At 72.0% G+C, this 22974-nt stretch carries 19 protein-coding genes and 1 pseudogene; 9 read left to right on the top strand and 11 right to left on the bottom strand.

The window, feature by feature from the left end; genetic code table 11:
• Positions 1 to 7: 7 nt before the first annotated feature.
• Complete coding sequence (locus tag ACFE8Y_RS07615; protein WP_375463791.1) at positions 8 to 4879, bottom strand: NAD-glutamate dehydrogenase; 4872 nt, start codon at positions 4877 to 4879, stop codon at positions 8 to 10.
• Between the two features lie 372 nt (positions 4880 to 5251).
• Between ACFE8Y_RS07615 and ACFE8Y_RS07610 the strand changes: the two genes are divergently transcribed.
• From ACFE8Y_RS07610 to ACFE8Y_RS07600, 3 genes are all read left to right on the top strand, one after another.
• Positions 5252 to 5458 (top strand): hypothetical protein, encoded by a 207-nt coding sequence (locus ACFE8Y_RS07610; RefSeq protein ID WP_375463790.1) that lies wholly within the window; start codon positions 5252 to 5254, stop codon positions 5456 to 5458.
• A gap of 118 nt (positions 5459 to 5576) precedes the next feature.
• On the top strand, positions 5577 to 6107 hold the full coding sequence (locus ACFE8Y_RS07605) for a GNAT family N-acetyltransferase (RefSeq protein WP_375463789.1): 531 nt from the start codon (positions 5577 to 5579) through the stop codon (positions 6105 to 6107).
• Between the two features lie 246 nt (positions 6108 to 6353).
• Positions 6354 to 7034, top strand: coding sequence for a DUF2147 domain-containing protein (locus ACFE8Y_RS07600; protein WP_375463788.1), 681 nt, complete (start codon positions 6354 to 6356; stop codon positions 7032 to 7034).
• A gap of 64 nt (positions 7035 to 7098) precedes the next feature.
• Here ACFE8Y_RS07600 and ACFE8Y_RS07595 read toward each other — a convergent pair whose 3' ends face one another.
• Together ACFE8Y_RS07595 and ACFE8Y_RS07590 are read right to left on the bottom strand one after the other, a co-directional pair.
• Positions 7099 to 8322 (bottom strand): serine hydrolase domain-containing protein, encoded by a 1224-nt coding sequence (locus ACFE8Y_RS07595; protein ID WP_375463787.1) that lies wholly within the window; start codon positions 8320 to 8322, stop codon positions 7099 to 7101.
• A 62-nt stretch (positions 8323 to 8384) separates the two neighbouring features.
• Positions 8385 to 8879, bottom strand: coding sequence for a DUF427 domain-containing protein (locus tag ACFE8Y_RS07590; RefSeq protein WP_375463786.1), 495 nt, complete (start codon positions 8877 to 8879; stop codon positions 8385 to 8387).
• A gap of 112 nt (positions 8880 to 8991) precedes the next feature.
• On the opposite strand from ACFE8Y_RS07590, the gene otsB reads away from it, so the two are divergent.
• The 3 genes from otsB to ACFE8Y_RS07575 all read left to right on the top strand — a co-directional run bounded on the left by otsB (position 8992) and on the right by ACFE8Y_RS07575 (position 11163).
• Positions 8992 to 9741 (top strand): trehalose-phosphatase, encoded by a 750-nt coding sequence (otsB, locus tag ACFE8Y_RS07585; RefSeq protein WP_375463785.1) that lies wholly within the window; start codon positions 8992 to 8994, stop codon positions 9739 to 9741.
• Positions 9742 to 9821: 80 nt separating this feature from the next.
• Positions 9822 to 10829 carry a glucokinase gene (locus tag ACFE8Y_RS07580; protein ID WP_375463784.1) on the top strand — a complete coding sequence of 336 codons (1008 nt, stop codon included), beginning with the start codon at positions 9822 to 9824 and terminating at the stop codon, positions 10827 to 10829.
• Between the two features lie 79 nt (positions 10830 to 10908).
• Positions 10909 to 11163, top strand: coding sequence for a type II toxin-antitoxin system VapC family toxin (locus tag ACFE8Y_RS07575; RefSeq protein WP_375463783.1), 255 nt, complete (start codon positions 10909 to 10911; stop codon positions 11161 to 11163).
• On the opposite strand, the gene ACFE8Y_RS07570 is transcribed toward ACFE8Y_RS07575, so the two are convergent.
• Entirely contained in the window at positions 11164 to 12642 is a 1479-nt protein-coding gene (locus tag ACFE8Y_RS07570) for an MFS transporter (RefSeq protein WP_375463782.1), read from the bottom strand.
• Positions 12643 to 12758: 116 nt separating this feature from the next.
• Between ACFE8Y_RS07570 and ACFE8Y_RS07565 the strand changes: the two genes are divergently transcribed.
• On the top strand, positions 12759 to 13037 hold the full coding sequence (locus tag ACFE8Y_RS07565; RefSeq protein ID WP_375463781.1) for a hypothetical protein: 279 nt from the start codon (positions 12759 to 12761) through the stop codon (positions 13035 to 13037).
• Positions 13038 to 13088: 51 nt separating this feature from the next.
• Here ACFE8Y_RS07565 and ACFE8Y_RS07560 read toward each other — a convergent pair whose 3' ends face one another.
• The 4 genes from ACFE8Y_RS07560 to ACFE8Y_RS07545 all read right to left on the bottom strand — a co-directional run bounded on the left by ACFE8Y_RS07560 (position 13089) and on the right by ACFE8Y_RS07545 (position 17368).
• Positions 13089 to 14126, bottom strand: coding sequence for an ABC transporter permease (locus ACFE8Y_RS07560; protein ID WP_375463816.1), 1038 nt, complete (start codon positions 14124 to 14126; stop codon positions 13089 to 13091).
• Positions 14127 to 14194: 68 nt separating this feature from the next.
• Positions 14195 to 15139 (bottom strand): ABC transporter permease, encoded by a 945-nt coding sequence (locus ACFE8Y_RS07555; RefSeq protein WP_375463780.1) that lies wholly within the window; start codon positions 15137 to 15139, stop codon positions 14195 to 14197.
• Positions 15140 to 15330: 191 nt separating this feature from the next.
• A complete protein-coding gene (locus ACFE8Y_RS07550) occupies positions 15331 to 16926 on the bottom strand; it encodes a peptide ABC transporter substrate-binding protein (RefSeq protein ID WP_375463779.1) in 1596 nt (531 codons plus the stop codon).
• 4 nt (positions 16927 to 16930) lie between these two features.
• A complete protein-coding gene (locus ACFE8Y_RS07545; RefSeq protein ID WP_375463778.1) occupies positions 16931 to 17368 on the bottom strand; it encodes a heme-binding protein in 438 nt (145 codons plus the stop codon).
• Between the two features lie 78 nt (positions 17369 to 17446).
• Here ACFE8Y_RS07545 and ACFE8Y_RS07540 point away from each other — a divergent pair, with 78 nt between their 5' ends.
• The gene (locus ACFE8Y_RS07540; RefSeq protein ID WP_375463777.1) at positions 17447 to 18571 is read left to right on the top strand and encodes a hypothetical protein; all 1125 of its coding nucleotides are present in this window, start codon (positions 17447 to 17449) and stop codon (positions 18569 to 18571) included.
• Here ACFE8Y_RS07540 and ACFE8Y_RS07535 read toward each other — a convergent pair.
• Together ACFE8Y_RS07535 and ACFE8Y_RS07530 are read right to left on the bottom strand one after the other, a co-directional pair.
• Complete coding sequence (locus ACFE8Y_RS07535; RefSeq protein WP_375463776.1) at positions 18544 to 19488, bottom strand: alpha/beta fold hydrolase; 945 nt, start codon at positions 19486 to 19488, stop codon at positions 18544 to 18546. The two genes, ACFE8Y_RS07540 and ACFE8Y_RS07535, sit on opposite strands and share 28 nt — an antisense overlap.
• Before the next feature lie 73 nt (positions 19489 to 19561).
• A complete protein-coding gene (locus ACFE8Y_RS07530; RefSeq protein WP_375463775.1) occupies positions 19562 to 19825 on the bottom strand; it encodes a hypothetical protein in 264 nt (87 codons plus the stop codon).
• A gap of 246 nt (positions 19826 to 20071) precedes the next feature.
• Between ACFE8Y_RS07530 and ACFE8Y_RS07525 the strand changes: the two genes are divergently transcribed.
• The gene (locus ACFE8Y_RS07525; protein ID WP_375463774.1) at positions 20072 to 21385 is read left to right on the top strand and encodes an MFS transporter; all 1314 of its coding nucleotides are present in this window, start codon (positions 20072 to 20074) and stop codon (positions 21383 to 21385) included.
• 15 nt (positions 21386 to 21400) lie between these two features.
• Here the strand turns inward: ACFE8Y_RS07525 and ACFE8Y_RS07520 are convergent.
• Positions 21401 to 22974 (bottom strand): annotated as a pseudogene (locus ACFE8Y_RS07520) (class I SAM-dependent DNA methyltransferase); the annotation flags it as partial.

The following is a 22974-nucleotide window of genomic DNA, read 5'->3' as shown; positions in this document are numbered from 1 at the left end:
CGGCCAGTCACGCCCGCGCGAGGTCCCCGAGCAGGCTTGCGGCGACGGTGGCCTTCGAGACCGTCAGCCCCGAGGCGGCGATGGCGTCGACCGCCCCGCGGATGCGGGTCAGCGCCGGGCCGCGGGCCGCGCTCCAGGCGGCGACGGCGTCGGGACCGGCGCCGAGGTCGCCCACCACCTCCGCCGTGAGCAGGCGGTGCGCGGTGGAGATGCCGGCCACCGCCCGCTCCAGGGCGACCCGGTCGAAGGTGTCGGCGACCGGCGCGGCGCGGGCGGCGGCGGCCAGCGCGTCGAGGGAGAATTCCCGCTCCAGGGCGAAGTGCGTCGCCGCGACCTCCGCGATCGGCCGGCCGCTGGTGCCGGCGACGCGGACGATGTCCGGCGCCGAGGTCAGCGCCCGCAGGGAGGCCAAGCGCAGCGCCGGCTCCTCCGCCATGCCGTACCCGGCAAGCTCCGCCCTGCGCCGGTCGATTGCCGCGCGGGCCTCCGCCCCGAGCACGCTCGGCAGCGCGGCCAGCGCGGCGCTGACGCCGTCGCGGTAGCGGGCGACCAGCGGCGCGATGCCGCCGGCGAGGTCGAGGTTGCGGATGAACCAGACGATGCGGCCGGCCAGCAGGTCCTGCACCTCGGCGTAGAGGGCGATCTGGGCTTGGCCTCCGATCCCGGCAAGTCCGTCGATGGCCGCGTTCAGCGCCATCAGGTCGAAGGCGTCGCGGGTCACCGCGTAGGCCTTGACGATGGTGGCGGCATCAGCCCCGGTCTCGTCGGCGAGCCGGCTCACCAGCGAGACGCCGCCGCGGTTGACGATGATGTTCGACAGCGCGGTCGCGATGATCTCGCGGCGCAGGCGATGGCCCTTCACCGCATCCGGAAACCGCTCCCGCAGGGCGCGGGGAAAGTAGCGCTGCAATTCGCGGTCGAAGTACGGGTCGTCGGGGACCGGGCTCCCCAGGATCGCGTCGTAGAGCGAGAGCTTGGCGTAGGCGAGCAGCACCGCGTATTCGGGGCGCGTCAGCCCCTCGCCGCGGCGCATGCGCTCGGTGAGCGCGGCGTCGTCCGGCAGGTATTCCACCGTTCGGTCGAGGCGCCCCTCCGCCTCCAGCCCCTGCATGGTCCGCATCGCGAAGCCGGTCTCGCCCAGGCCCCGGTGGAGGGCCAGCGAGAGCGCCAGCGTCTGCAGTTCGTTGTTGCGCAGGACGAGATGGGCGACCTCGTCGGTCATCGTCACCAGCAGCGCGTTGCGGGCGGCCGCGTCGAGGCGCCCGTCGCGCTCAGGGGTCATCAGGGCGATCTTGATGTTCACCTCGACGTCGGAGGTGTTGACGCCGGCCGAGTTGTCGATGGCATCGGTGTTGAGGCGCACGCCCGCACGCGCCGCCTCGATCCGCCCGCGCTGCGTCAGGCCGAGATTGGCGCCCTCGCCGACCGCCTTGGCGCGGATTTCCGGTCCGGTGATGCGCACGGCGTCGTTGGCCCGGTCGCCGGCCTCCTCGTCGGACTCGGAGGTGGCGCGGACGTAGGTGCCGATACCGCCGAACCAGAGCAGATCCACCGGCGCCTTCAGGATCGCCTGCATCAGCTCGGCCGGCGCGGCGCTCTCCCGCGCGAAGCCCAGCGCCGCCCGGATCTCGGGGGAGAGCGGGATCGCCTTGAGGCTTCGGGAAAACACGCCGCCGCCCGTCGAGATCAGCCCCTTGTCGTAATCGGCCCAACTCGACCGGCCGAGGTCGAACAGGCGGCGCCGCTCGGTATAGCTCGCCGCCGCGTCGGGGTTCGGATCGAGGAAGATGTCGCGGTGGTCGAAGGCCGCGACCACCTTCAACGTGCGCGACAGCAGCATGCCGTTGCCGAACACGTCGCCCGACATGTCGCCGACGCCGACCACCGTGACGGGATCGGACTGGGTATCCACGTCGATCTCGCGGAAGTGGCGGCGCACGGCCTCCCAGGCACCGCGCGCGGTGATGCCCATGCCCTTGTGGTCGTAGCCCTGGCTGCCGCCGGAGGCGAAGGCGTCGCCGAGCCAGTGGCCGCGCTCCAGCGAGAGGGCGTTGGCGATGTCGGAGAAGGTGGCGGTGCCCTTGTCGGCGGCGACCACGAGGTAGGCGTCGTCCGGATCGTGGCGGACGGTGTCGGCGGGCGGCACGACGGCGTCGTGGACGATGTTGTCGGTGAGTTCCAGCAGCGTGCGGATGAAGATGCGGTAGCTCTCGGTGCCCTCGGCGAGCCACGCGGCGCGCTCCGAGGCCGGGGGCAGACGCTTGGGAAAGAACCCGCCCTTGGCGCCGACCGGCACGATCACCGCGTTCTTGACCTGCTGGGCCTTGACGAGGCCCAGGATCTCCGTCCGAAAGTCCTCCGGCCGGTCCGACCAGCGCAGACCGCCGCGCGCCACGTAGCCGTAGCGCAGGTGCAGGCCCTCGACGCGGGGCGAATAGACGAAGATCTCGAAGAACGGCCGCGGCAGCGGCATGCCGGAGACCTTCGCGCAGGCGAACTTGAAGGCGATCGTCTCCCGCGGGGTCCCGTCCGCGCCGACCTGGAAGGCGTTGGTGCGGACGGCGGCCTCCACGAGGTTGACGAAGCGGCGCAGGATGCGGTCCTCGTCGAGGCTGGTCACGTCGGCGAGCGCCGCCTCGATCGCCGCGCGGGTCGCGGCCTCGGCGGCGGCGCGGTCGCCCTCCAGGCGCGGGTCGAAGCGGGCGTAGAACAGCGCGACGATCGCCCGGGCGATGCCGGGATGCTGGCTGAGCGTCGCGGCGAGGTAGTCCTGGCCGTAGCGCACGCGAAGCTGGCGAAGATACCGCCCGAGCCCGCGCAGCAGCGCCACGTCGCGCCAGGACAGGCCCGCCTCCAGCACGAGGCGGTTGTAGCCGTCGGATTCGGCCGCGCCGTCGGCGAGCGCGAGGAGGGCCGCCTCCAGCGGCGCCTCCAGGACGGCGACATCGACGGAGGCGCCGGTGGCGCGCTCCAGCAGCATGTCGTGCAGCCAGACCCGGGCGGACTCGTCCGCGCCCACGGGCAGGATGCGGTAGGTCCGCTCGTTGATCACCCGGAAGCCGAGGTTCTCCAGGGCCGGCACCCGGTCGGAGAGCGGCAGCGAGGCCCCGCGGGAAAAGACCTTGAGGCGGATCTGCACGGGCGGGTCCGCGTCGCGGCGGCCGATGGCGACGGCGCGGGGCCGTTCCGGGCTCAAGCCCTCGACGATGGCGATGTCGGCCATCGCCGCCGCCGCGGAGAAGTTCTCGCGATAGGCGGCCGAGAAGCCCTCGCCGTAGCGGGCGGCCAGCGCCCGCGCCTCGCGGCCGTTCATGGCGTCGGAGAGCGCGGCGCGGAGCGCATCGCCCCAGGTCCGCACCAGGGCGGCGATGCCGCGCTCCAGGTCGGCGGGATCGCGCTCGGGCGCGCCGGCCTCCGAGAAGCCGACGATGTAGTGGATGCGGGCCAGCGGCCCCTCGGGCAGGTCGGGGTAGGTCGCCGAGAGGCGTCCGCCGTATGCCTGCGCGAGGTAGGCGCCGATGCGGCCGCGGACGATCGAGTCGTAGCGGTCCTTGGGCACGTAGACGAGGAGGGAGACGAAGCGCCCGAACCGGTCGATGCGCGACAGGACGCGGATGCGCGGCCGGTCGGCGAGGTTGGCGATGGCCAGGGTGAAGCGGTAGAGCCGCTCCACGTCGATCTGGAACAGGTCGTCGCGGGGATAGGTCTCCAGCACGGCGAGCAGCGCGCGTCCGGCATGGCTCGTCGGATCGAGGCCGGCCCGCTCCACCACGGCAGCCACCTTGCCGCGCAGGACCGGCACCTCGCGGGCGAGCGCGGTATAGGCGGAGGCCGTGAACAGGCCGACGATGCGCACCTCGCCGGCGAGCCTGCCCGCGTCCGAGAACAGCTTGACCGCGATGTAGTCGAGGTGCGCCGCCCGGTGGACGCGGGCCTTGAGGCTCGCCTTGGTGATGATGAGGGCGTGCGGCTCCTCGAGAAACGCGACGATCTCGGGCGTCATCGCGACGAGCGCCTGCCCGCGCCGAAGCACCGCGAGGTCGGGGTCGCGCAGGATGCCGAGGCTCTCGCCCTCCGCCTCGGCATCGGTCTTCTGACCCGCCTCGCCCGGCAGGGCGTGCTCGCGCAGGCCGAGCAAGGTGAAGTGGCCGTCCCTCAGCCAGTGCAGGAAGGCCCGCGCCTCGGCGACCTCGGTCTCGGGGAGCGGCGGCGGGGTGCGGCCGTAGCCCTCGGCGAGGTCGCCGAGCCGCGCCAGCATGGCGTCGTGATCGTCGGTGACGCGGGCCACGTCGCGGAACACCTGCGCGAGGCCGTCCTCCAGGCGCGTGCGCGCCTCGCCCGCATCGAGACGGTCGAGGTGGATGTGGATGAAGCTCTCGCGGTTGAGGGCGCCGTGGGCGTCGGCGGTGGTCTCGCCGACGACGCGCAGGAGGTTGCCGGCCCCGTCCCGCTCGACGCCGAGGATCGGGTGGGCGACGAGGTGGGGCGTCAGGCCCTGCTCGGTCAATGCGGCCAGCGTCGAGTCGAGGAGGAACGGCCGGTTGTCGTTGACCACCTCGACGACGGTCAGGTCGCGCATGCGCCCGTCCCGACTGAGACCGACATCGTGCAGGCGCAGGCCCGAGGCGGCACCCGGCACGCGGGGCTCGGCGAGGTGCGCCCGGGCGGCGAGCGCGAGATCGGCGAGGGCCTCGGCCGAGTAGGCCGCGAGATCCTCCGGCGGCACCCGCCCGAGCAGGTCGCGAACGAAGCCGCCGGGACCGCCGCGCCGCGTCACGAGCGAGGCCGCGGCCTCAATCAGGTCGGTGCGGGCGGACTTCGCCTCCGTGGTCGCGAGCGCGGCGGCACCTTCCAGGGTCGCGTCGGGTTCCAGCACCATGGTCGCAGACCTTCCGCACCGGCGCGGATGCCGATGCTAACAGGTGTTAAGCGAGGGGTCCGCCCGAGTCGATGCCGGAGGGCAGCGCCGCGGCTCTCCGGCATGAGGATGCGGGTTGCCGATCCGAACGTCTCGCGTCGGTCGGAGTGCGCGGGCGTACCCGGTTCGACCGACCGGCGGCCAAGCGTGACCGGTTTGCACCGCCCGCCCCGAATCGTCGTCCAATGGCGATAGCGCTGCGATCTCCGGAACCGTGGCGCCACTTCGCCGTTGACGGCATATTGGAGCTGTTCTAATTAAGAACTGCGGACGGGATACGGGGTCGGCGACGGCCTCCAGGCCCGCGATGGATCACAGACACGGAGACGACCGATGACCACCACCAACGCGTCCTGCCACAGCTGCCGCTTCTTCGACGACCACAAGACGAACGGCGCGTCGGCGTCGGGCGACGAGGGCCTGTGCCGCTTCAACCCGCCGGTCAGCCAACCGGCTCCCGAGTCGAAGGGCCTGTGGCCGGTCGTGGCCTCTCAGGATTGGTGCGGTCACTTCACCGCCGAGATGACCGCCGCCGAGTGATGGCTTCAGGGACCGCACGGTCCTGATGGATTGATGGCGAAGGGACACAGGGCCGGCGCGAACGCGCCGGCCCTTTTTTTGCTCCTCGGCCCTACCGCATGCCCGACGAGTCCGCCCGATGACACTTCGCCTGCGCCCGGCGACGGCAGCGGACATCCCGGCCATCGCCGGGATCTACCGCGAGGCCGTCCTCAACGGCGCGGCGAGCTTCGAGACCGATCCACCCTCCGAGACCGAGATGGCGCGGCGGCGTGCGGACCTGCTCGCCGTCGGGTTTCCCTACCTCGTGGCCGAGCGTGCGGGCGTCGTGTCCGGCTACGCCTATGCCGGGCCCTACCGCCAGCGGGCGGCCTATCGATCGACGGTGGAGGACTCGGTCTACGTCGCCGCGGACGCGCGCGGCCTCGGGATCGGACGGGCGCTGCTCGAAGGGCTGCTCGCGGCCTGCGAGGCGATCGACTGCCGGCTGATGGTCGCAGTGATCACCGATCCCGGCTCCGAGCCATCGGTCGCGCTCCACGCGGCCCTCGGTTTCACGACGGTCGGAACGCTGTCCGGCGTCGGTCACAAGCACGGACGCTGGCTCGACACGGTGCTGATGCAGCGCCGCCTCGGCGCCGGCCGGGCCTCGCCCCCGACGCGGGGGTGAGGCGTTGTCCGATCCGCCGGGCTTCCCGCCGACGGCCGTCCCGAGCGGAGTTCGCGCGCCTCACGCGAAGAAGCCTTTTTTCACAGGGGCTTAGAAGAACAGCGATGGGCGCGGGCGAACCGAAATCGCCCTCACTAGGGGGCACGGCCATGATCCCGTCACCTTCGGAGCGGAAGGCGACACCCTGAGGACGGGCGCGCCCGATGGTACGGCCCGCGGCGCAAACTCGCGCAAGGGAGTATTCGAATGACGTTTCGACGAATCGGCGCGGCGATCGCCCCCCGGGTCGGACTGGCAGCCGGCCTCCTGGCCGCGCCGCTGTTCGCGCTCGTCGCCCTCTCGGGGGCAGCTCGCGCCGCGCCGCCCGCCGACCCCAGCGGCACGTGGCTGGTCGAGGACGGACGCGCCCGCGTCAGGCTCGAGAAGTGCGGGGCGGGCGAGAAGAGCGTGTGCGGCTACGTCGTGTGGCTGAAGGTGCCGCTCAACGACAAGGGCCAGCCGCGGATCGACTTCAAGAACCCGGACCCGAGAAAACAGGCCCGCGCATCGCTGGGCCACCAGCTCATCCTGGGCCTGAAGCCGAACGCCGACGCCCGCTACGAGGGCAAGATCTACAATTCCGAGGACGGGAAGTCCTACGACGTCACGATCTGGACCGATACGCCGGCCGAGCTGACGGTCCGCGGCTGCCTGATCGCCTTCCTGTGCAAGTCGCAGACCTGGAACCGGGTGACCGACGTGGTGCCGGGCCAGTTGGCCGGCGCGACGAACGGGCCGGGCGGTCCGCGCACCGATCCGGAGTACATGGCGGCCAAGCCCGCAGCGACCGGCTCCACCGCGGCCAAGTCCGGCGCGGGCAAGACCGGCGCCAAGCCCGCCTCGGCGCCGGCGGCTGCCGCCCCCGCCGAGGAGTCCGCCGACGAGTAGGCGGCACGACCTGCCGCGGACGGCTGGACGGCCTCAAGGCCGGTCTCCGCCGACGCGCACCGGATCAATCGGTCAGCGCGGCGTAGGTGAGCACCCGCAGTTCCTTGCGGATCGGCAGGGCCGAGGAGGGCACGAGCTGGGTCAGCAGGACCACGGCGAGATCCTCGGCCGGGTCGATCCAGAAGGCGGTGGAGGCCATCCCGCCCCAGGCGACCTCGCCCGGCGTCCCGACGATCTGGGCCCGGGCCGGATCGAGCATCACCGAGAACCCCAGTCCGAAGCCGATGCCGTGGTAGGACGACTCGGCGAAGCGCGGCGTGCCGACCGAGGCGAGATCGCCCGGCAGGTGGTTCATCGTCATCAGATCGACGGTCTTGCGGCCGAGCAGCCGCACGCCGTCGAGCACGCCGCGGTTCAGGACGAAGCGGCAGAAGCGCAGGTAGTCGGCGGCCGTCGAGACGAGGCCGCCACCCCCGCCCGCGATCGCCGGGGCCTTGGCGAAGGCGGTGTCCACCGCGTCGTCGCAGAGGGTCAGGCGCCGGTCGCGATCGTAGGCGTAGTTCGCCGCGAACCGGGGCATGGTCTCGGGCCGCACGAAGAAGTCCGTGTCGGTCATGCCGAGCGGCCGGATCACCCGTTCGCGCAGGAAATCCGCGAACTCCTGACCGGAGACCACCGCGACGAGGTGGCCGAGCACGTCGGTGGAGACGCTGTAGTTCCAGGCCTCGCCGGGCTGCGACAGCAGCGGGAGTTCGGCCACGGTCGCCACCACCTCGGCCAGGGTCGCGTCCGGCCGCAGGAAGTCGGCGCCGCGCTGGCGGTAGAGGGCATCGACCAGCGTCGCGTCCATGAACCCGTAGGTCAGGCCGCCGGTATGGGTGAGGAGGTCGCGGATGGTGATCGGGCGGCGGGCCGGCTCGGTCTCGATCCTGGCGCGGTTGCCGCCGGTCGCGACCCGCATCTCGGAGAACTCCGGCAGGAAGCGCGCGACCGGATCGTCGAGCTGGAACCGGCCCTCCTCGTAGAGCTGCATCACCGCGACCGAGGTCAGAGGCTTGGTCATCGAGTAGATGCGCGCCACCGTGTCGGTGGTGAACGGCGTCCCCCGAGCGAGATCGGCGAGCCCATGGGCGCGGTGGAAAGCGGTGCGCCCGCGCCGCGCCACCGCCACCGACAGGCCGGCGAGCCGCCCGTCGGCGACGAGCCGGCGCATCCAGGCATCGATCCGCTCCAGTCGGTCCGCGCAGAGGCCGACGTCCTGCGGCCTCGCCTCGGTTGAATCCGGCATCGTTGCCTCCTGACGCCCGCACGTGCCGGATGTAGCGGCCTGCGCGTCGCCGGGAACGGGGATCACCAGCCCATGGTGCCCGGAGGCCCCTTGAACGGACCGACGATGCAGGGCGTGATCCAGCCGCCATAGAAGCCGCCGGGCTGGGGCTCGGCGCGGGTCTCGCCGACGAAGCAGGCGTCCATCGGGCCGGCGTAGAAGGCGACGTAGCCGGCGATTGCCCGGAAGCCCGGCGTTGGGTCGGGATAGGCCCAGGCCGCGCCGGGGGCGAGGACTGCGCCGCCGCGCACGTCGAACAGCACGGCCCGGCCCTTCCACTCGCAGATCCCGGCCCGGCGCGGCGGCCCGAGCACGCCGTCGGCCACGTCGACCGGCGGGACGTAGTAGGTCGGCGGATGGCTCGTCTCCAGCACGCGATATCCCGAGGTCGTCTCGGCGATGATCGTGCCGCCGAGCACGACCCGCAGCCGGGCGGCCACGGGCTCCAGCCGGGGCGGGCGGGGGTAATCCCAAACACTCTCCTCGCCCGGTTTCGTGGGACATGGGGTCGGGGGCATGATGAAGTCCTCGCGCTGTCGCCCGGGGAGAGATAGGGCGCTTCCGGCGGGCGTTTGCCGAGAGCCCGCGGCGTGTTAGCCGGAACGGGACCGGCAGCCCGGAGCCCCGACGTTGAACCCGCCCATCGCCCTCTTCCTCGACTTCGACGGCACGCTGGTCGAGATCGCGCCGCGGCCGGACCAGGTCCGCGTCGATCCCGGCCTCGCGCCGGCCCTGGAGCGCCTGCGCACCCGGCTCGGCGGCGCGCTCGCCATCGTCACCGGACGGCCGGTCTCGGTGATCGACGACTTCCTGGCGCCCGCGCGCTTCGACGTGGCGGGTCTGCACGGAGTCGAGCGCCGAGTCGACGGCAGGCTCGCCGGCGGCGGACCCGCCGACCATCCGGAGCTTCGCGCCCGCGTGCCGCGGCTCCAGGCGATGGTGGCCGGCCTCGACGCGGTGCTGATCGAGGACAAGGGCGCCTCGGTCGCCGTCCACTGGCGCCTCGCGACACCGGACGATGCCGAGCGGGCGCAGGCCGCGGTGACGGCGCTCGCCGCGGAGCTCGCCGGCCCCTACCGGCTCCAGCTCGGCAAGGCGGTGGGCGAGATCGTGCCGGCCTCGGCCACCAAGGGCCACGCCATCCGCGCCTTCCTGGAGCACGCGCCCTATGCCGGCCGCCGCGCGGTGTTCCTGGGCGACGACCGCACCGACGAGATCGCCTTCGAGAGCGTGGCCCGGGACGGCGGCCTCGGCATCCGGGTCGGCCCCGGCGAGACCGCCGCCGCCCGCCGCCTGCCTGACCCGGCGGCGGTGCGGGCCTTGCTTTTCGCATGGTCTGCCGGCGGCGACATCGATCCGGACGCGCTGCCGGAGGCGTGAGCGGCGCGGGTCGGTTCCGCCGGGATGTGTGTCGATGCGTCGGGCGAGCGCGCCCGCGCGGATACAGGAAAGGGCGCCGCATGTTCGAGTTTCCGGTCCTCGTCGGCGATATCGGCGGCACCAATGCCCGCTTCGCGGTGGTGGCGGAGAAGGGCGCGGCGCCCCGCCTGCTCTCGCACGAGGAGACCGCGCGCCATCCCGACCCGTCGAGCGCCATCCGCGCGGCGCTCGCCAAGGGCCGCGAGAGCGGACCGCCGCCGCGCTCGACGATCCTGGCCATCGCCGGCCGGGTCGACGGGCCGAAGGTGCAGCTCACCAATGCCCACTGGGTGATCGAGGGTGCCCGGATCGGCGCCGATTTTGGCCTGTCGGCCTCAGTCGTCGTCAACGACTACGTGCCGGTGGCGGCGGGCGCCGCCGGCATCGCCCCCCACGACCTCACGCCGATCGGGCCGATCGGGCCCGCGCCCGGGGGTGCCCGGATGGTGCTTGGCCCCGGCACCGGCTTCGGCGCCGCCGCCCTGGTGCCGTATTCCGAGAAGCTCGCGATCGTCTCGACGGAGGCCGGTCACACCGATCTCGGGCCGGCCGACGCCTTCGAGGAGCAGGTCTGGCACGCCCTGGAGCGCGTCGAGGCGCGGATCACGATCGAGGCCGTGCTGTCGGGTCCCGGCCTCGCGCGCCTGCACGCGGCCGTGCGCCACGTCCGCACCGGCGCGCCCGCGGAGAAGCTCGACCCGGCGACGATCACCCAGGCCGGGCTCGACGCCTCCGATCCGCACGCGGCCGAGGCGCTCGACCTGTTCGGGCGCCTGCTCGGCCGGGTCTGCGGCGACCTCGCGCTCACGTTCCTGGCCACCGGCGGCGTCTACGTCGGCGGCGGCATCGCCCCGCGGATCGTCAAGCTGCTGAGCGCAGGCGGATTCCGCGAGGCCTTCGAGCGCAAGGCGCCGTTTTCCGCGATGATGCGGGCGATTCCGACCAGCGTCATCACGGTTCACGACCCGGCCTTCACCGGCCTCGCGGCGCTCGCGAGCGAGGGATCGAAGTTCGTGTATCACGGGCAGGTGTGGCGGCGGGATGAGTGAGGCGCTCGCGCCGATTGCACCGCTCCTCGAAGCGAACCATCGTAGGGGACCGGCGCGGAGGTCGCGATCAAGACCAGACTTGGACGCCAAGACCGGACTTGGACGCCCGGACTTCCAGGTCGATCCGGCGGTCTTGAAGCGTGGTCTCGTGGAGAACGGTTGCGTCGAGATGTCGATCACCGGCGATCACGCCGTCGCGGTGATCGCGCTGCCGCTCCACCACAAGGACCCGTTCGACCGGATGCTCATCGCGCAGGCGACTGTCGGAGGGATCACCCTGCGAACAGTGGACCCGATACTGTCCCTCTACGCAGCGCCCGTCCGCCGCGTCTGATCACGCCGCCGCGAGCGGCTTCGACACGTCCTCCAGCGAGCGTCCCTCCGCAGCGGTGCCCCAGACCGCGCCGACCACCGAGGCTATCGTCATCAGGGCGGCGCCGAGCAGGTAGCCGGCGAACACGTTGCCGCGCGAGCCCGTCTCGACCAGCGTGCCGAACAGGAGCGGGCCGGAGACGCCGCCGATGCCGGTGCCGAGCGCGTAGAAGACGGCGATGGCCAGCGCCCGGATCTCCAGCGGGAAGGTCTCGGCGACCGTGAGGTAGGCGGAGCTCGCCGCCGCGGAGGCGAAGAAGAACACCACCATCCACGCCGCGGTCTGACCCACGGGGCCGAACGCCTCGACCTTGAACAGGTAGCCCGCGATCACGAGCAGCACGGCCGAGATGCCGTAGGTGAAGGCGATCATCGGGCGCCGGCCCACCGTGTCGAACAGGCGTCCGAGGAAGACCGGCCCGAGGAAGGAGCCCAGCGCGAAGGGCAGGAGGTACCAGCCGACGTCGCCGCCGGGCACGTCGTAGAAGCGCTCCAGCACCAGGGCGTAGGTGAAGAACAGGGCGTTGTAGAAGAAAGCTTGGCCCACCATGAGCGCCAAGCCGACGAAGGTCTGCGTGCGGCTGGTGACGAACAGGGCGCGCGCCACCTCCGAGAGCGGGGTGTGGTCGCGGGTCTTGAGCTTGATGCGCTTGCTCGCGTCGACGGGCGGCAGGCTGACGCCCGCGTCGGTGAAGCGCTTCTCGATGCCCGTCACCACCCGGTCGGCCTCCGCCGCGTAGCCGTGGGCGGCGAGCCAGCGCGGGCTCTCGGGAATCCAGGCGCGCAGGAGGAGGATCGCGAGGCCGATGCCGCCGCCGACGAAGAAGGCGACGCGCCAACCCCAGGCCGGGTCGATCACCTCGGGCCGCAGCAGCACGATCGACAGGAACGAGCCGAGCGCCGCCCCGATCCAGAACGAGCCGTTGATCACGAGGTTGGTCCAGCCGCGCGCACGGGCCGGGACGAGTTCCTGGATGGTCGAGTTGATCGCGGTGTACTCGCCGCCGATGCCCGCGCCGGTGAAGAAGCGGAAGAGGCAGAAGCTCCAGACGTTCCAGGACAGCCCCGTCGCCGCGGTGGCGCAGAGGTAGAGGGCCAGCGTGATGAAGAACAGCTTCTTGCGCCCGATGCGGTCGGTGAGCCAGCCGAAGCCGACCGCGCCGGTGACCGCACCGACGAGGTAGGTGCTGGCGGCCAAGCCCACGTCGAACTCCGAGAAGCTCATCGGCGCCTTGCGCAGGGCGCCGACGAGGGAGCCGGCGAGCGTCACCTCGAGGCCGTCGAGCACCCAGGTGATGCCGAGGGCCACGATGACGAGGACGTGGAAGCGGCCCCAGGGCAGCCGGTCGAGGCGGGCGGAGATGTCGGTGTCGACCACCGTGCCCATCGGCGCACGCTCGGGCGTGCCGCCGCCCGGTGCCGTCTCGACCTTGGTCGCCATGACTGTGTTTACCCTGACTCGAGACTGCTGTTCAGAACGGCGCTGAGCCGGAAAAGGTTCGGCCGAGCCTTCACCGTTGCGGGCCCCAATGGCGGGACCAACGCGGATGCGCTTCCATGACCCGTCATCGCAATCCCGGCCTCCGGCTGGTCATCCTGGCCGGCACGACGGTCGCGGGCCTCGCCACCGTGCCGACGCACGGGGCCGACGCCACGCTGGCCCGCGACCGTCCGACGGTGGCGCTGGCGGGCGCCGACCGCTGGCGCCTGCGCCCGAGCCAAGCCGGCATCGTGCTGCCCGTGCCGAGCCACGCGCGGTTTCGCCCCGCGATGCCGATCCCCGAGGAGCGCCGACAGGTTCGCCACGTGTATCCGGCCCTCACCGAGGCGCGCTGATCGTCGCACGGGGTCGTCGCACGGGACGACTGCCCGCCGCGAACGCCGCCCTCAGGCCACGTCCGAGCGCGGGTCGAGGGCGTCGGCGAGCCCGTCGCCGAACGCGTTCAGCGCGACCAGGGTCGCGACCAGGAACGCCGCCGGGCCGGCGAGCATGTGCGGCGCCGATTCGAGGCTGCGCGCGCCGTCGGCGATCAGGACGCCCCAGCTCGTCTGCGGCTCCTGGACGCCCAGGCCCAGGAACGACAGGAAGCTCTCCAGCAGGATCACCCGCGGCACCAGGAGCGTCGCCGCGACGACGACGGGACCGAGCGTGTTGGGCACGATGTGCCGACGCAGGATCGCGGCGGCCGGGAGCCCGAGCGCCTCGGCCGCGCGGACGAAGTCGCGGGCGCGCAGCGACAGGGTCTGGGCGCGCACGATCCGGGCCATGTCGAGCCACTCGACGGCGCCGATGGCGATGAGGACCAGCGCCAAGCTCGCGCGGAAGAACACCACCAGGACGATGACGAAGAACACGAAGGGCAGGGCGTAGAGGATGTCCACGACGCGCATCATCGCCGCGTCGACCGCGCCGCCGGCGAACCCTGCGACCGCGCCGTAGGCGACGCCGACGCCGAGCGCCACCAGCGTCGCGGTGAGCCCGATCAGCAGCGAGACCCGGCCGGCGACGAGGCTGCGGCTGAGGAGGTCGCGCCCGTGCACGTCGGTGCCAAGGGGGAAGTAGAGACTCCGCACGGGCACGTCGAGCACGAGGCGGCGGCCGTCGCCGCCGCGTTCGACCACCCGGGGTTCGCCGAACAGGTCGGAGCGGGGCAGGTAGACGAGGCCGCGTGGGTCGATCGCGCGGGCGGACGTCAGGACGAGTTCCAGCCCGGCCCCGGCGCGCGTCGCACGCTCCACCTGCGCGCGCATGCGGAAGGCGAGGCGATCGAGCGCCGGACCTAGGTGCGCGGCGTCGGGCTGCGCGGCGAGGCTCGGGGGAAGCTGGCGCAGGTCCGGATAGGTCCGCTCGGGCGCGCGGGCGGCGAGGAGGGGGCCGACGAGGCAGGCCAGCACCAGCGCCGCGAGCGCGGCGAGCGCGCCCATCGCCCCGCGGTCCCGCGCGAGGCGGGCCAGCGCGAGCCGCGTCGGCGACCGGCGCGGCGGCGCGGCGCTCACGCGCGCAGCCGCAGGCGCGGGTCGAGCCACGCGGACAGGAGGTCGGCGACGATGTTGAGGAGGACCACGAGGGCCGCCACCAGCACCACGGTGCCCATCACCAGGGTGTAATCGCGGTTCAGCGCACCCTCCACGAAGTAGCGGCCGATGCCGGGCAGGCCGAAGATCGTCTCGACCACGACGGAGCCGGTGAGCAGCGAGGCCGCGAGCGGCCCGAGGACCGCGACGACGGGCAGGAGCGCCCCGCGGAGCGCGTGGCGCGCGATGCGCCACGGCGGCAGGCCGAGGCTGCGCATGGTGCGGACATGCTGGGCGCGCAGCGCCTCCGCCATCCCGGCACGGGTCAGCCGGGCGATCGCGCCGGCCTCGGGCAGGACCAGGGTGATCACGGGCAGGACCAAGTGGCTCGCCGCGCCGCCCTCCCAGCCGCTCACCGGCAGCCAGCGCAGGGTGAGGCCGAAGGCGACCTGGAGCAGCGGGGCGACGACGAAGCCGGGCACGGACAGGCTCAGCGAGGCCATCAGCCCGACGATGCGGTCGACCCATCCTCCGCGCCGGAGGGCGGCCAGGACCCCGAGACCGATCCCGAAGGTCAGCGACAGCGCGAGCGCCAAGCCGCCGAGCACCATCGAGACCGGCAGGCCGCGGGCGAACAGGCCGGCGACGGTGAGGTCGCGGAACGAGAACGACGGCCCGAGATCGCCCTGCGCGAGGCCGGCGAGGTAGCGCCCGAACTGCACGATCAGCGGCTGGTCGAGGCCGTAGAGGCGGCGCAGGTTGTCCATCGCGGCGGGTGCCAGCGGCCGCTCCAGGTCGAACGGGCCGCCGGGGGCGAGCCGCATCAGGAAGAAGCTGACGGTGACGACGGCGAGCAGCGTCGGGATCGCCTGGGCGAGGCGGCGCAGGACGTAGGACAGGGCGGGGCACTCCGCTTCGACCAAGCTTCCGTCCCGAAGGATGCCCCCCAATCAGGGGACAGGTCAGGGCTTCAGACCGGCATAGCCGCTCCCGCGGCGGATGCCACGAACGATCGCGTCCGCATCGGCGTCGCCGGGCAGGCTGCGCACCGCGCCGTTCGCGATCTTTCGAAGCCTGCCGGCTCGCTGCGCGCGAACGCGAAGTCCGGTTCCGCTCAGCCCTCCAACCGCAAGAACCGCGTCGGTGCGGCGTTGCGCAGGTTCGGATGGTAGCCGCGCAGGCGCGGCGCGATCAGCGCCTTCGAGCGGGTGTGCATCACCGGGATCCAGGGCAGTTCCCGCACCACGATCGCCTCGGCGCGGAAGAGCATGTCGGCGCGCGCCGCAAGGTCGCGCTCGGCGGCCGCCTGCGCCAGCAGCCCGTCGTACGCGGCGTTCGACCAATGACCGGGATTCATCCCGTCGTTGCCGGTGGTGAGCAGAAACAAAAAGTTCTGCGGGTCGGAATAGTCGGCGATCCAGGACATGCGGGCGACGTCGAAGTCGCCGCCGTCGCGCAGGTAGGCGAAGTGCGTCTTGGCGTCGGTGTAGACGAAGCGGGTCTCGATGCCGAGGCCGCGCCACATCTCGGCCAGGGCCACCGCGGTGTTGCGGTTGTTGTCGCTGGTGTTGAAGCGGTACTCGACGCGAAGCGGGCGGCCCGGCCCGAAGCCGGCCGCGGCGAGCAGATCCCGCGCCAGATCCTCGTTGTCGATGGGAAGCGTCTCGCGGCCGGCGGTCTCGGGCGGAGTCCGGGCATTGTCGAGGCCCGGCGGGCACAGCGAGTAGGCCGGGCTCATCGTGGCGCCCCACAACGCCTCGCTGAGGTATTCGCGGTCGAGCGCCAGCGACAGGGCGCGGCGCACCCGGCCATCGTCGAACGGCGCCTTGCGGGTGTTGACCGCGAGCGCGTCGACGCCCAGCGACGGCCCGAGCACGACCTGATCCCCGAAGCGGCCTCTCAGCGAGGCCATCTGGTCGCCGGGGAGGTCGGCCAGCGAGTCGAGTTCGCCCGCGGCGTAGCGGCGCACCGCGCCCGACAGGTCCGGGGTCGGGACGAAGGCGACGCGCGGGATCGCGACGTCGGCGGCCGCGTGGAAGTAGGGGTTGCGCGCCAGCACGATGCGGTCGTTCGGCACGGACTCGATCAAGCGGTAGGGCCCGTTCGAGACGAGGTTCCCGGGACGCGTGAAGCCGTCGCCGTGGCGTTCCACCGAGGGCGGATGCACCGGCAGCGCGGTCTGGTGGGTCAGGAGTTCGAGGACGTAGGGCGTCGGCGCGTCGAGGCGGATCACCACCGTGCGCGCATCCGGCGCGGAGACGCCGAGGGAGTCCACCGCCGCCTCGCCGCGGTTGACGGCGGCCGCGTTGCGGATGGGGAAGAGCACCTCGGCGTACTTGGCGGCGGTGGCCGGCGCCAGGATGCGGCGCAGCGCGTAGACGAAGGCCCCGGCCTCGACCGGGTCGCCGTTCGACCAGCGGCCGTCGCCGCGCAGGGTGAAGGTGTAGGTCAGCGCGTCGTCCGAGACCTGCCAAGCCTCCGCCGCGCCGGGAATGATGGCGCCGTGATTGTCGTAGGTCAGCAGGCCGTCGAACAGGTCGCGCAGGATGTGCGCCTCGGCCACCGTCGAGGAGCGATGGGGATCGAGCGTCCCCGGGTCGGCGTCGTTGCCGCGGCGGTACTCGGCCTCCAGGCCGGCCCGCACGGGCGTCGCCGGGGTCAGGGCGAGGAGCGCCGCACCCCTCAGCCCGTCGCGGCGCGTCAGGCGCATGGTCTCACGCGCCGGTCTCGGGGGTGAGGTCCGCCGCCGCGATGCCGGCGACCGCGCAGAGCTCGTCGTTGTCGGAGGTGTCGCCCGAGATGCCGACCGCCCCGAGCAGGCGACCGTCACGCGCGCGGATCAGCACGCCCCCCGGAACCGGCACCAGGGCCGCCGGCCCGACCACGTGGCTCACCGCGGCGACGAAATGGGGCTGCGCCTCGGCCCGGGTCTGGATCGCCCGCGACCCCAAGCCCAGCGCCAGGGCGCCGTTGGCCTTGGCCGACGCGATCTCGGGCCGGCGCAGCGAGGCGCCATCCTCGACCTGGACACACTTCAGAGACCCCCGTGCATCATAGACGACGACCGCGAGCGGCTTGAGCGTGCGCAGCCGCGCAGCCTCAAGCGCGCTCGCGACGATGGTTCGGGCGGCATCGAGGGTCAGGTCGATCATCGGAACTCGGCAACGGGGTTGGAGAGACGCCGCGGGACGATCCGCGACGGCGAGGACGAAGAAAGGAGGCGACCGGCGATGCGTCGCGCCATCATCCATATCGGAATGCCCCGGACGGGGTCCACATCGCTGCAATACGTGCTGGCGACCCTGCGGCCGCGGCTCGCGGAGGCGGGCCTGCTCTATCCCGAACTGGCACTCCCCGGATCGCACGAGGGCGCCGACGTGAACCACCAGTGCCTCGGCGCGGCGCTCGACGGCCGCCGCCCGCGCAGCGAGCGCCGCGCGATCCTCGACCGCCTCGACGGCGTGCTCGGCGGGACCGACGCCGACACGGTCATCCTCTCCTACGAGGATTTCTCCGTGCAGCGGCCGGGCTTCCGCGTGCCGGCGACGCTGGCCGAGGTGTTCGCCCGGCGCGGCTTCGCCTTGGAGGTTGCGATGGCGGTCAAGCCGCCGTTCGAGTTCCTGAACTCGGCCTACGCGCACCGCGCCCAGCTCGCCCTCGAAGCGCGGACATTCCGAGCCTACGCCCGGGCGAACCGCCGCTCCGGGCGGCTCGACTACCGCGCGCTGATCGAGCCGTGGGCGCGGGCGGCGGGGGGCCGCGTCACCGCCGTGCCCCTTCGCGACGCGCGCTCCGGGGCGCCGTTCGTGGAGCGGGTCGTCGCGGCGCTGGGCCTTGCCGAGCGGATCGGCCCGATGACGGATGCGCAGGCGCTGCGGACCGTGACCAACCGCAGTCCCGGCCCGCTCGCGGTGGAGGCCTCGCGGCGCCTGCGCCGCCTGCGCGTGCACCGGCAGGTCGAGGGCCATCCGCGGCGGATCGGCCACGTCCTCGATCAGGCGGCGTGGTCGCGCGGGCTCGACCCGGAGCCGTTCCGCGGCGATGCGCCGGAGCTGCACGACGAGGTCGCGGCACGCTTCGCGGCCCCTTGCGAGCGCTTCGCGCAGCTCGCCTGGGGCACGTCCTGGGACCGCGCCGTGGCGCCCGCGCCCGAGCGCCCTCCGAACGAGTGGGCGGGCCGGACGATCCCGCCCGAGACGGAGGGGCAGATCGCCCTCCTGATGGGCGAGACCATGCGCTGCTTCGCCTTCCGCGCGCCGCCCGCGTGGCGTCGCCTCCCGGCGGAGTGGGCGGGCGCGGTGGGCGACGGGATCGCGCGGCTGGCCGGCTACGAGTCCCGCTGGCGGATCAACTGATCGGGCGACGCCACGGGTGACGGGAGGCTCGCGAAGAATTCGTCGCAGAGTCCCGTGACGGTTGCGAGATCCTCGAAATGCGGGAAGGCCCCGGTCGGCAGGCTGCGGATGGTCCAGTTCGGCCGGGCGGCGAAGCGCGGGGCGTCGCGGAAATCGACGAAATCGCCGCGCTGCCCGTGCAGCATCAGCACCGGCAGCGTCAGCGCCTCGTAGAGGGTGGTGGCGTCGGTCGGAAACAGCAGGCCGGACAGGAAGCAGCACGGGGCGTGGCGCGCGCCGGGCTGGTGGGCGGAGAGCTGGTCGTAGTCGAACAGGCCCTCGTCGATGCGCTTCGAGCCGAAGGTCTTGCGCAGGAAATAGCGCATGCTCGGCCGGCTCACGAGGACCCCGAACAGCGCCGGGCCGAGCAGCCGCGAGTCGAGGATTGCGCGGGCTCTCTCGCTGCCGCGGACGCCCCCGTCCGGCCCGCGCCCCGCGAGCAGGCGGTCGAACCCGGTCGGGCTGATCAGGACGAGCGCGCGATAATCGTCGGGGCGCTCGGTGACGGCCCGCGCGAGGTAGGAGGCCGAGAGCGAGAGCGCGACCGCGTCCACGCGGGCGCCCCCATGCCGCGTGCGGATCTCCGCGGCGACGGCGTGGATCGCATCCGTCATCGTGCGCGGCGTGTAGACCCGCCGCGCGCGCTCGGAGAGGCCGTAGCCGGGAAGATCGAGGGCGTAGACCGGCCGGCGCGGGCGGTCATGCAGGTAGAGCGGACGGACCTCGTAGGCGCTGGCCGCGGCATTGATCGAATGGACGAGGAGCAGGGGCACCCCGTCCGCTTCGGCCGAGCCGTAGAGGCACACCCGCCCCGCCTTCGTCTCGATCGACGCGCGGGGGCCGGGCAGGGCCGGAGGCAGGACGCCGTGGTGTCTCATCGCCTCCCCTCGGGTTGATCCGCCGACGCGACAACGTGACGGCGGCGGCGAACGTTGCCTGAGCCCCGCGCCATCAGCCGGGCACGAAGCGCAGTCCCGCGTTCGTGGGCTCGGACGCGGGCACCACCCCGCGGGCCGCCTCGACCGGGCGGGGCTGGGCCCCGGCCGCGTCGCGCAGGAACGCGGAGAGCTTACGATCCGCGAGCCACGCATCGACGGACCGGCAGACCAGCTTCTCCGGCGGCTGCCGGGCATAGGCGTCATGGCTCTCCGCGACGAAGGTCGGGAGCGTCATGGTCCGGTAGCGCACGCGGTGAAGGTCGGCGATGTCGAGCATGGGCGCCCCCGCACCTCTCGATTGACGGAAGCAATCTCCGGACAGGATCACATGCCCGCTTCGGGCTAAGCAACCCCGGATCTGCAATCGTCGGAGCACCGCGCCCCCGGCGCCACAGTCGCGCGCCATCGCACGTGAACCGGCACCCTGGGCTGACAGGCGGACCGCGATGTCGTCATCAGGTCTGGCCAGCGGCGTCGGGATGGGGGAACGCTCAGGCCCCGGCGCGGCGGGGAAGGACGAGACATGGCCCAGACGGAGACCTCGGCGATCGAGCGCGCGACGCTGCGCACCGTGACGTGGCGCATCCTGCCGTTCCTGATGCTCGCCTACTTCGTCGCCTTCGTCGACCGGGTGAACGCGGGCTTCGCGGCGCTCCAGATGAACCAGGACATCGGCCTGTCGGCGGCGCAGTTCGGCCTCGGCGGCGGGCTGTTCTACGTGTCCTACGTGCTGTGCGAGGTGCCGAGCAACATCGCCATGGAGCGGTTCGGCGCGCGGATCTGGCTCGCGCGGATCATGATCACCTGGGGATTGGTCTCGGCCGGCATGGCCTTCGTCGTCGGGCCGGCCTCGTTCTACGCCGTGCGCCTGCTGCTGGGGGCGGCCGAGGCCGGGTTCTTCCCCGGCGTGATCCTCTACCTGACCTACTGGTTCCCGCGCGCCCACCGCGGGCGGATCGTGGCGATCTTCATGGTGGCGATCCCGGTCTCCAGCTTCCTCGGCTCGCCGATCTCGGCGTGGCTGCTCGGCACCGACGGGCTCCTGGGTTTTCGCGGCTGGCAGTGGCTGTTCCTGCTGGAGGCGGTGCCCGCCGTGGCCCTCGGCATCCTCGCCTTCGTCCTGCTGCCGGACGGGCCGGGCCGGGCCAACTGGCTCACCCCGCAGCAGCGCGCGTGGCTCACCGAGCGGCTGGCGCAGGACCGGGCCTCGGTGGTCGAGGGCGCGCGACAACCCGCCGGCCACCTCTCGCTCCGGCAGGTGATGTCCAACCGCTACGTGCTCGCCGCCTCGCTGATCTACGCCGGCGCGTCCGGCGCGAGCCAGTGCCTGTCCCTGTGGCAGCCGCAGATCATCAAGTCCTTCGGCCTGACCAACCTGGAGACGGGGCTCCTGAATTCGATCCCGTTCGGCATCGCCTCGGTGCTGATGATCGTCTGGGGCCGCTCCTCCGACCGGAAGCGCGAGCGCGTCTGGCACACGGCCCTGCCGCTCGGGCTGCTGGCGCTGAGCCTCACCGCGGCGCTGCTGACCACGCAGCTCGTGCCCACGATCCTGATCCTCTGCGTCGCGGTGACCGCGACCTACATCGTGAAGGGCCCGTTCTGGGCGCTCTCGACGGAGTGGCTCTCGGCGGGGGCGGCGGCCGCCGGCATCGCCCAGATCAACGCGGTGGGCAACATCGGCGGCTTCCTGGGGACGTACCTGCTCGGCGTCATCAAGGACGCGACGGGGAGCTATCCCCTCGGACTGATGCCGCTGGCGCTGCTCTCGGCGGCAGGCTGCGCGCTGGCTCTCGGATTGGGGCGCGGACGGCGGCCGGTGCCGGCGGCGGCGTGACCGCGGGCGGGCGCCCTACCGCCCGGCGGCCGCGCGCTCCTGGTTGAGCGCGAACAGGCGTTCCAGGATCGCGTCGTCGGTCAGATCCGCCGGCCAGCCGTAGGCGGCCGCCACCGCCGCGTCGAGGCGGCGGTGGGCGTTGTCGAGCCAGGCCGGACGCGCGTTGTAGAGGGCGGTCAGCGTGCGCGTCCTCAGCACCGCGGCGGCCGCTTCGTCCTTCGGCAGGACCCGGTCGGGATAGCCCGGCACCACCTCCGGCTCGATCCGCACGAGGTCGGCCGGGTTGAGCCAGTTCTCCCGCAGGCGGTTCAGCTCGGCCGCGGCCTCCGCGATCGCCTGCGCGCGCGGGTCGTCGGCGTAGTCGGCCGCCGGAATGTCGGGGGTGAGGTTTTCGGGGAAGGGGAAGGTCTCGAAGGTGGTTGAAGGTGTGTAGCGGGGATCGTTGCCGACACCAAGCCATGTCCCAAGGCGGAGAGACCAAACTTCGTGAAAAACGGATGACATAACACCAAATGTTGTATCGTCATCTTTGCAGATAACAACTAATTGGCAATCAGGCAAAACAATACTTGGTAACCATCGAAACACACGGTACTTTGATACTCGCGGCGTTGCAATAAATCTCTCAATCCGATCAAGCCTGGATTGAAGCTCAGGCATTGGCTCTCCTAAAAGCCACCACCTTCGCTTTCTTATTTCACGTCGCTGCTCTTGTCTGACAGGTTTAACGTGTTTCAAAATATACTCGAATGGCTGTTCGTAAAGTAAGGCAGTTTTTTCGTCTACATCAACAGAATAATATATAATCCATATATCTTCCCAACGCTTCGCAACGTGAGAGCCTAACCAGGACGGTCGAAGTACGTCTGAATTTGGCCTTCCATTCGGATTGAGAGGCGCTTTGAGCCAGCGCCTTGCAATATCTCCTGAGATGTCGAACTCGCCGTTCTTCTGAGTTCCTATGAAGCTCGTGTCGTCGTTCTCCTTCAGCCGCCTTGCCTTGGTCAGATCGATACCGGTGCCGCTCAGATCGGCATTGATCTGCTCGACCACGCCCCCGTCCAACCTCTGCTCCGTGAAACCCCATCCAAAGCCAATCATCGACACCCGGACGGCCGCACCCTTCAGAACCCAAGGCTCATCGGCCCAGGCTTCGCGGAGCGCCGAAGCCTTCGCGATCGGCTCCAGCACGCGCCGGTTGGCGCCGCCGCGGATCGAGTTCGTCGTCACCAGCCCGGCCCTGCGGACGCCGGCGCCGTCCGCGCCCGGCGGGTCGCCCACCGCCCGCCACGCCTTCTCCACCCAGTAGCAGACCAGATCCGCCTCCGCCGGGACGCGGCCGCGATAGGCGGCAAACAGCCGCTCGACCGTTTCGTCGCCCAAGCCGTCGCGCAGGCGCTTGCCGCCGAGGAACGGCGGGTTGCCGACGATCACGTCGGCCGGCGGCCATGCCGCCTCGGTGCCGTCCGGGTTGAGCAGGGCGTCGCGGTGCTCGATCGTGTCGAGGGCGTGCAGGACCGGCTCGACGTAGGCCGTGTAGCCGTTGCGGCGCTCCCATTGCAGGTTGCCGATCCACAGGGTGACGCGGG

The organism is uncultured Methylobacterium sp. (genome assembly GCF_964242245.1).
GTDB lineage: Bacteria > Pseudomonadota > Alphaproteobacteria > Rhizobiales > Beijerinckiaceae > Methylobacterium.
The sequence above is the reverse complement of the archived record's forward strand: the minus strand, read 5'-3'. Positions and strand labels throughout refer to the sequence as shown.

Bases quoted from the DNA above. Each gene is read 5' to 3' on its own strand.
- ACFE8Y_RS07615 (WP_375463791.1), bottom strand. From the start codon at position 4,879: ATGGTGCTGGAACCCGACGCGACCCTGGAAGGTGCCGCCGCGCTCGCG.
- ACFE8Y_RS07610 (WP_375463790.1), top strand. From the start codon at position 5,252: ATGACCACCACCAACGCGTCCTGCCACAGCTGCCGCTTCTTCGACGAC.
- ACFE8Y_RS07605 (WP_375463789.1), top strand. From the start codon at position 5,577: ATGACACTTCGCCTGCGCCCGGCGACGGCAGCGGACATCCCGGCCATC.
- ACFE8Y_RS07600 (WP_375463788.1), top strand. From the start codon at position 6,354: ATGACGTTTCGACGAATCGGCGCGGCGATCGCCCCCCGGGTCGGACTG.
- ACFE8Y_RS07595 (WP_375463787.1), bottom strand. From the start codon at position 8,322: ATGCCGGATTCAACCGAGGCGAGGCCGCAGGACGTCGGCCTCTGCGCG.
- ACFE8Y_RS07590 (WP_375463786.1), bottom strand. From the start codon at position 8,879: ATGCCCCCGACCCCATGTCCCACGAAACCGGGCGAGGAGAGTGTTTGG.
- ACFE8Y_RS07580 (WP_375463784.1), top strand. From the start codon at position 9,822: ATGTTCGAGTTTCCGGTCCTCGTCGGCGATATCGGCGGCACCAATGCC.
- ACFE8Y_RS07570 (WP_375463782.1), bottom strand. From the start codon at position 12,642: ATGGCGACCAAGGTCGAGACGGCACCGGGCGGCGGCACGCCCGAGCGT.
- ACFE8Y_RS07565 (WP_375463781.1), top strand. From the start codon at position 12,759: ATGACCCGTCATCGCAATCCCGGCCTCCGGCTGGTCATCCTGGCCGGC.
- ACFE8Y_RS07560 (WP_375463816.1), bottom strand. From the start codon at position 14,126: ATGGGCGCGCTCGCCGCGCTCGCGGCGCTGGTGCTGGCCTGCCTCGTC.
- ACFE8Y_RS07550 (WP_375463779.1), bottom strand. From the start codon at position 16,926: ATGCGCCTGACGCGCCGCGACGGGCTGAGGGGTGCGGCGCTCCTCGCC.
- ACFE8Y_RS07545 (WP_375463778.1), bottom strand. From the start codon at position 17,368: ATGATCGACCTGACCCTCGATGCCGCCCGAACCATCGTCGCGAGCGCG.
- ACFE8Y_RS07540 (WP_375463777.1), top strand. From the start codon at position 17,447: ATGCGTCGCGCCATCATCCATATCGGAATGCCCCGGACGGGGTCCACA.
- ACFE8Y_RS07535 (WP_375463776.1), bottom strand. From the start codon at position 19,488: ATGAGACACCACGGCGTCCTGCCTCCGGCCCTGCCCGGCCCCCGCGCG.
- ACFE8Y_RS07530 (WP_375463775.1), bottom strand. From the start codon at position 19,825: ATGCTCGACATCGCCGACCTTCACCGCGTGCGCTACCGGACCATGACG.
- ACFE8Y_RS07525 (WP_375463774.1), top strand. From the start codon at position 20,072: ATGGCCCAGACGGAGACCTCGGCGATCGAGCGCGCGACGCTGCGCACC.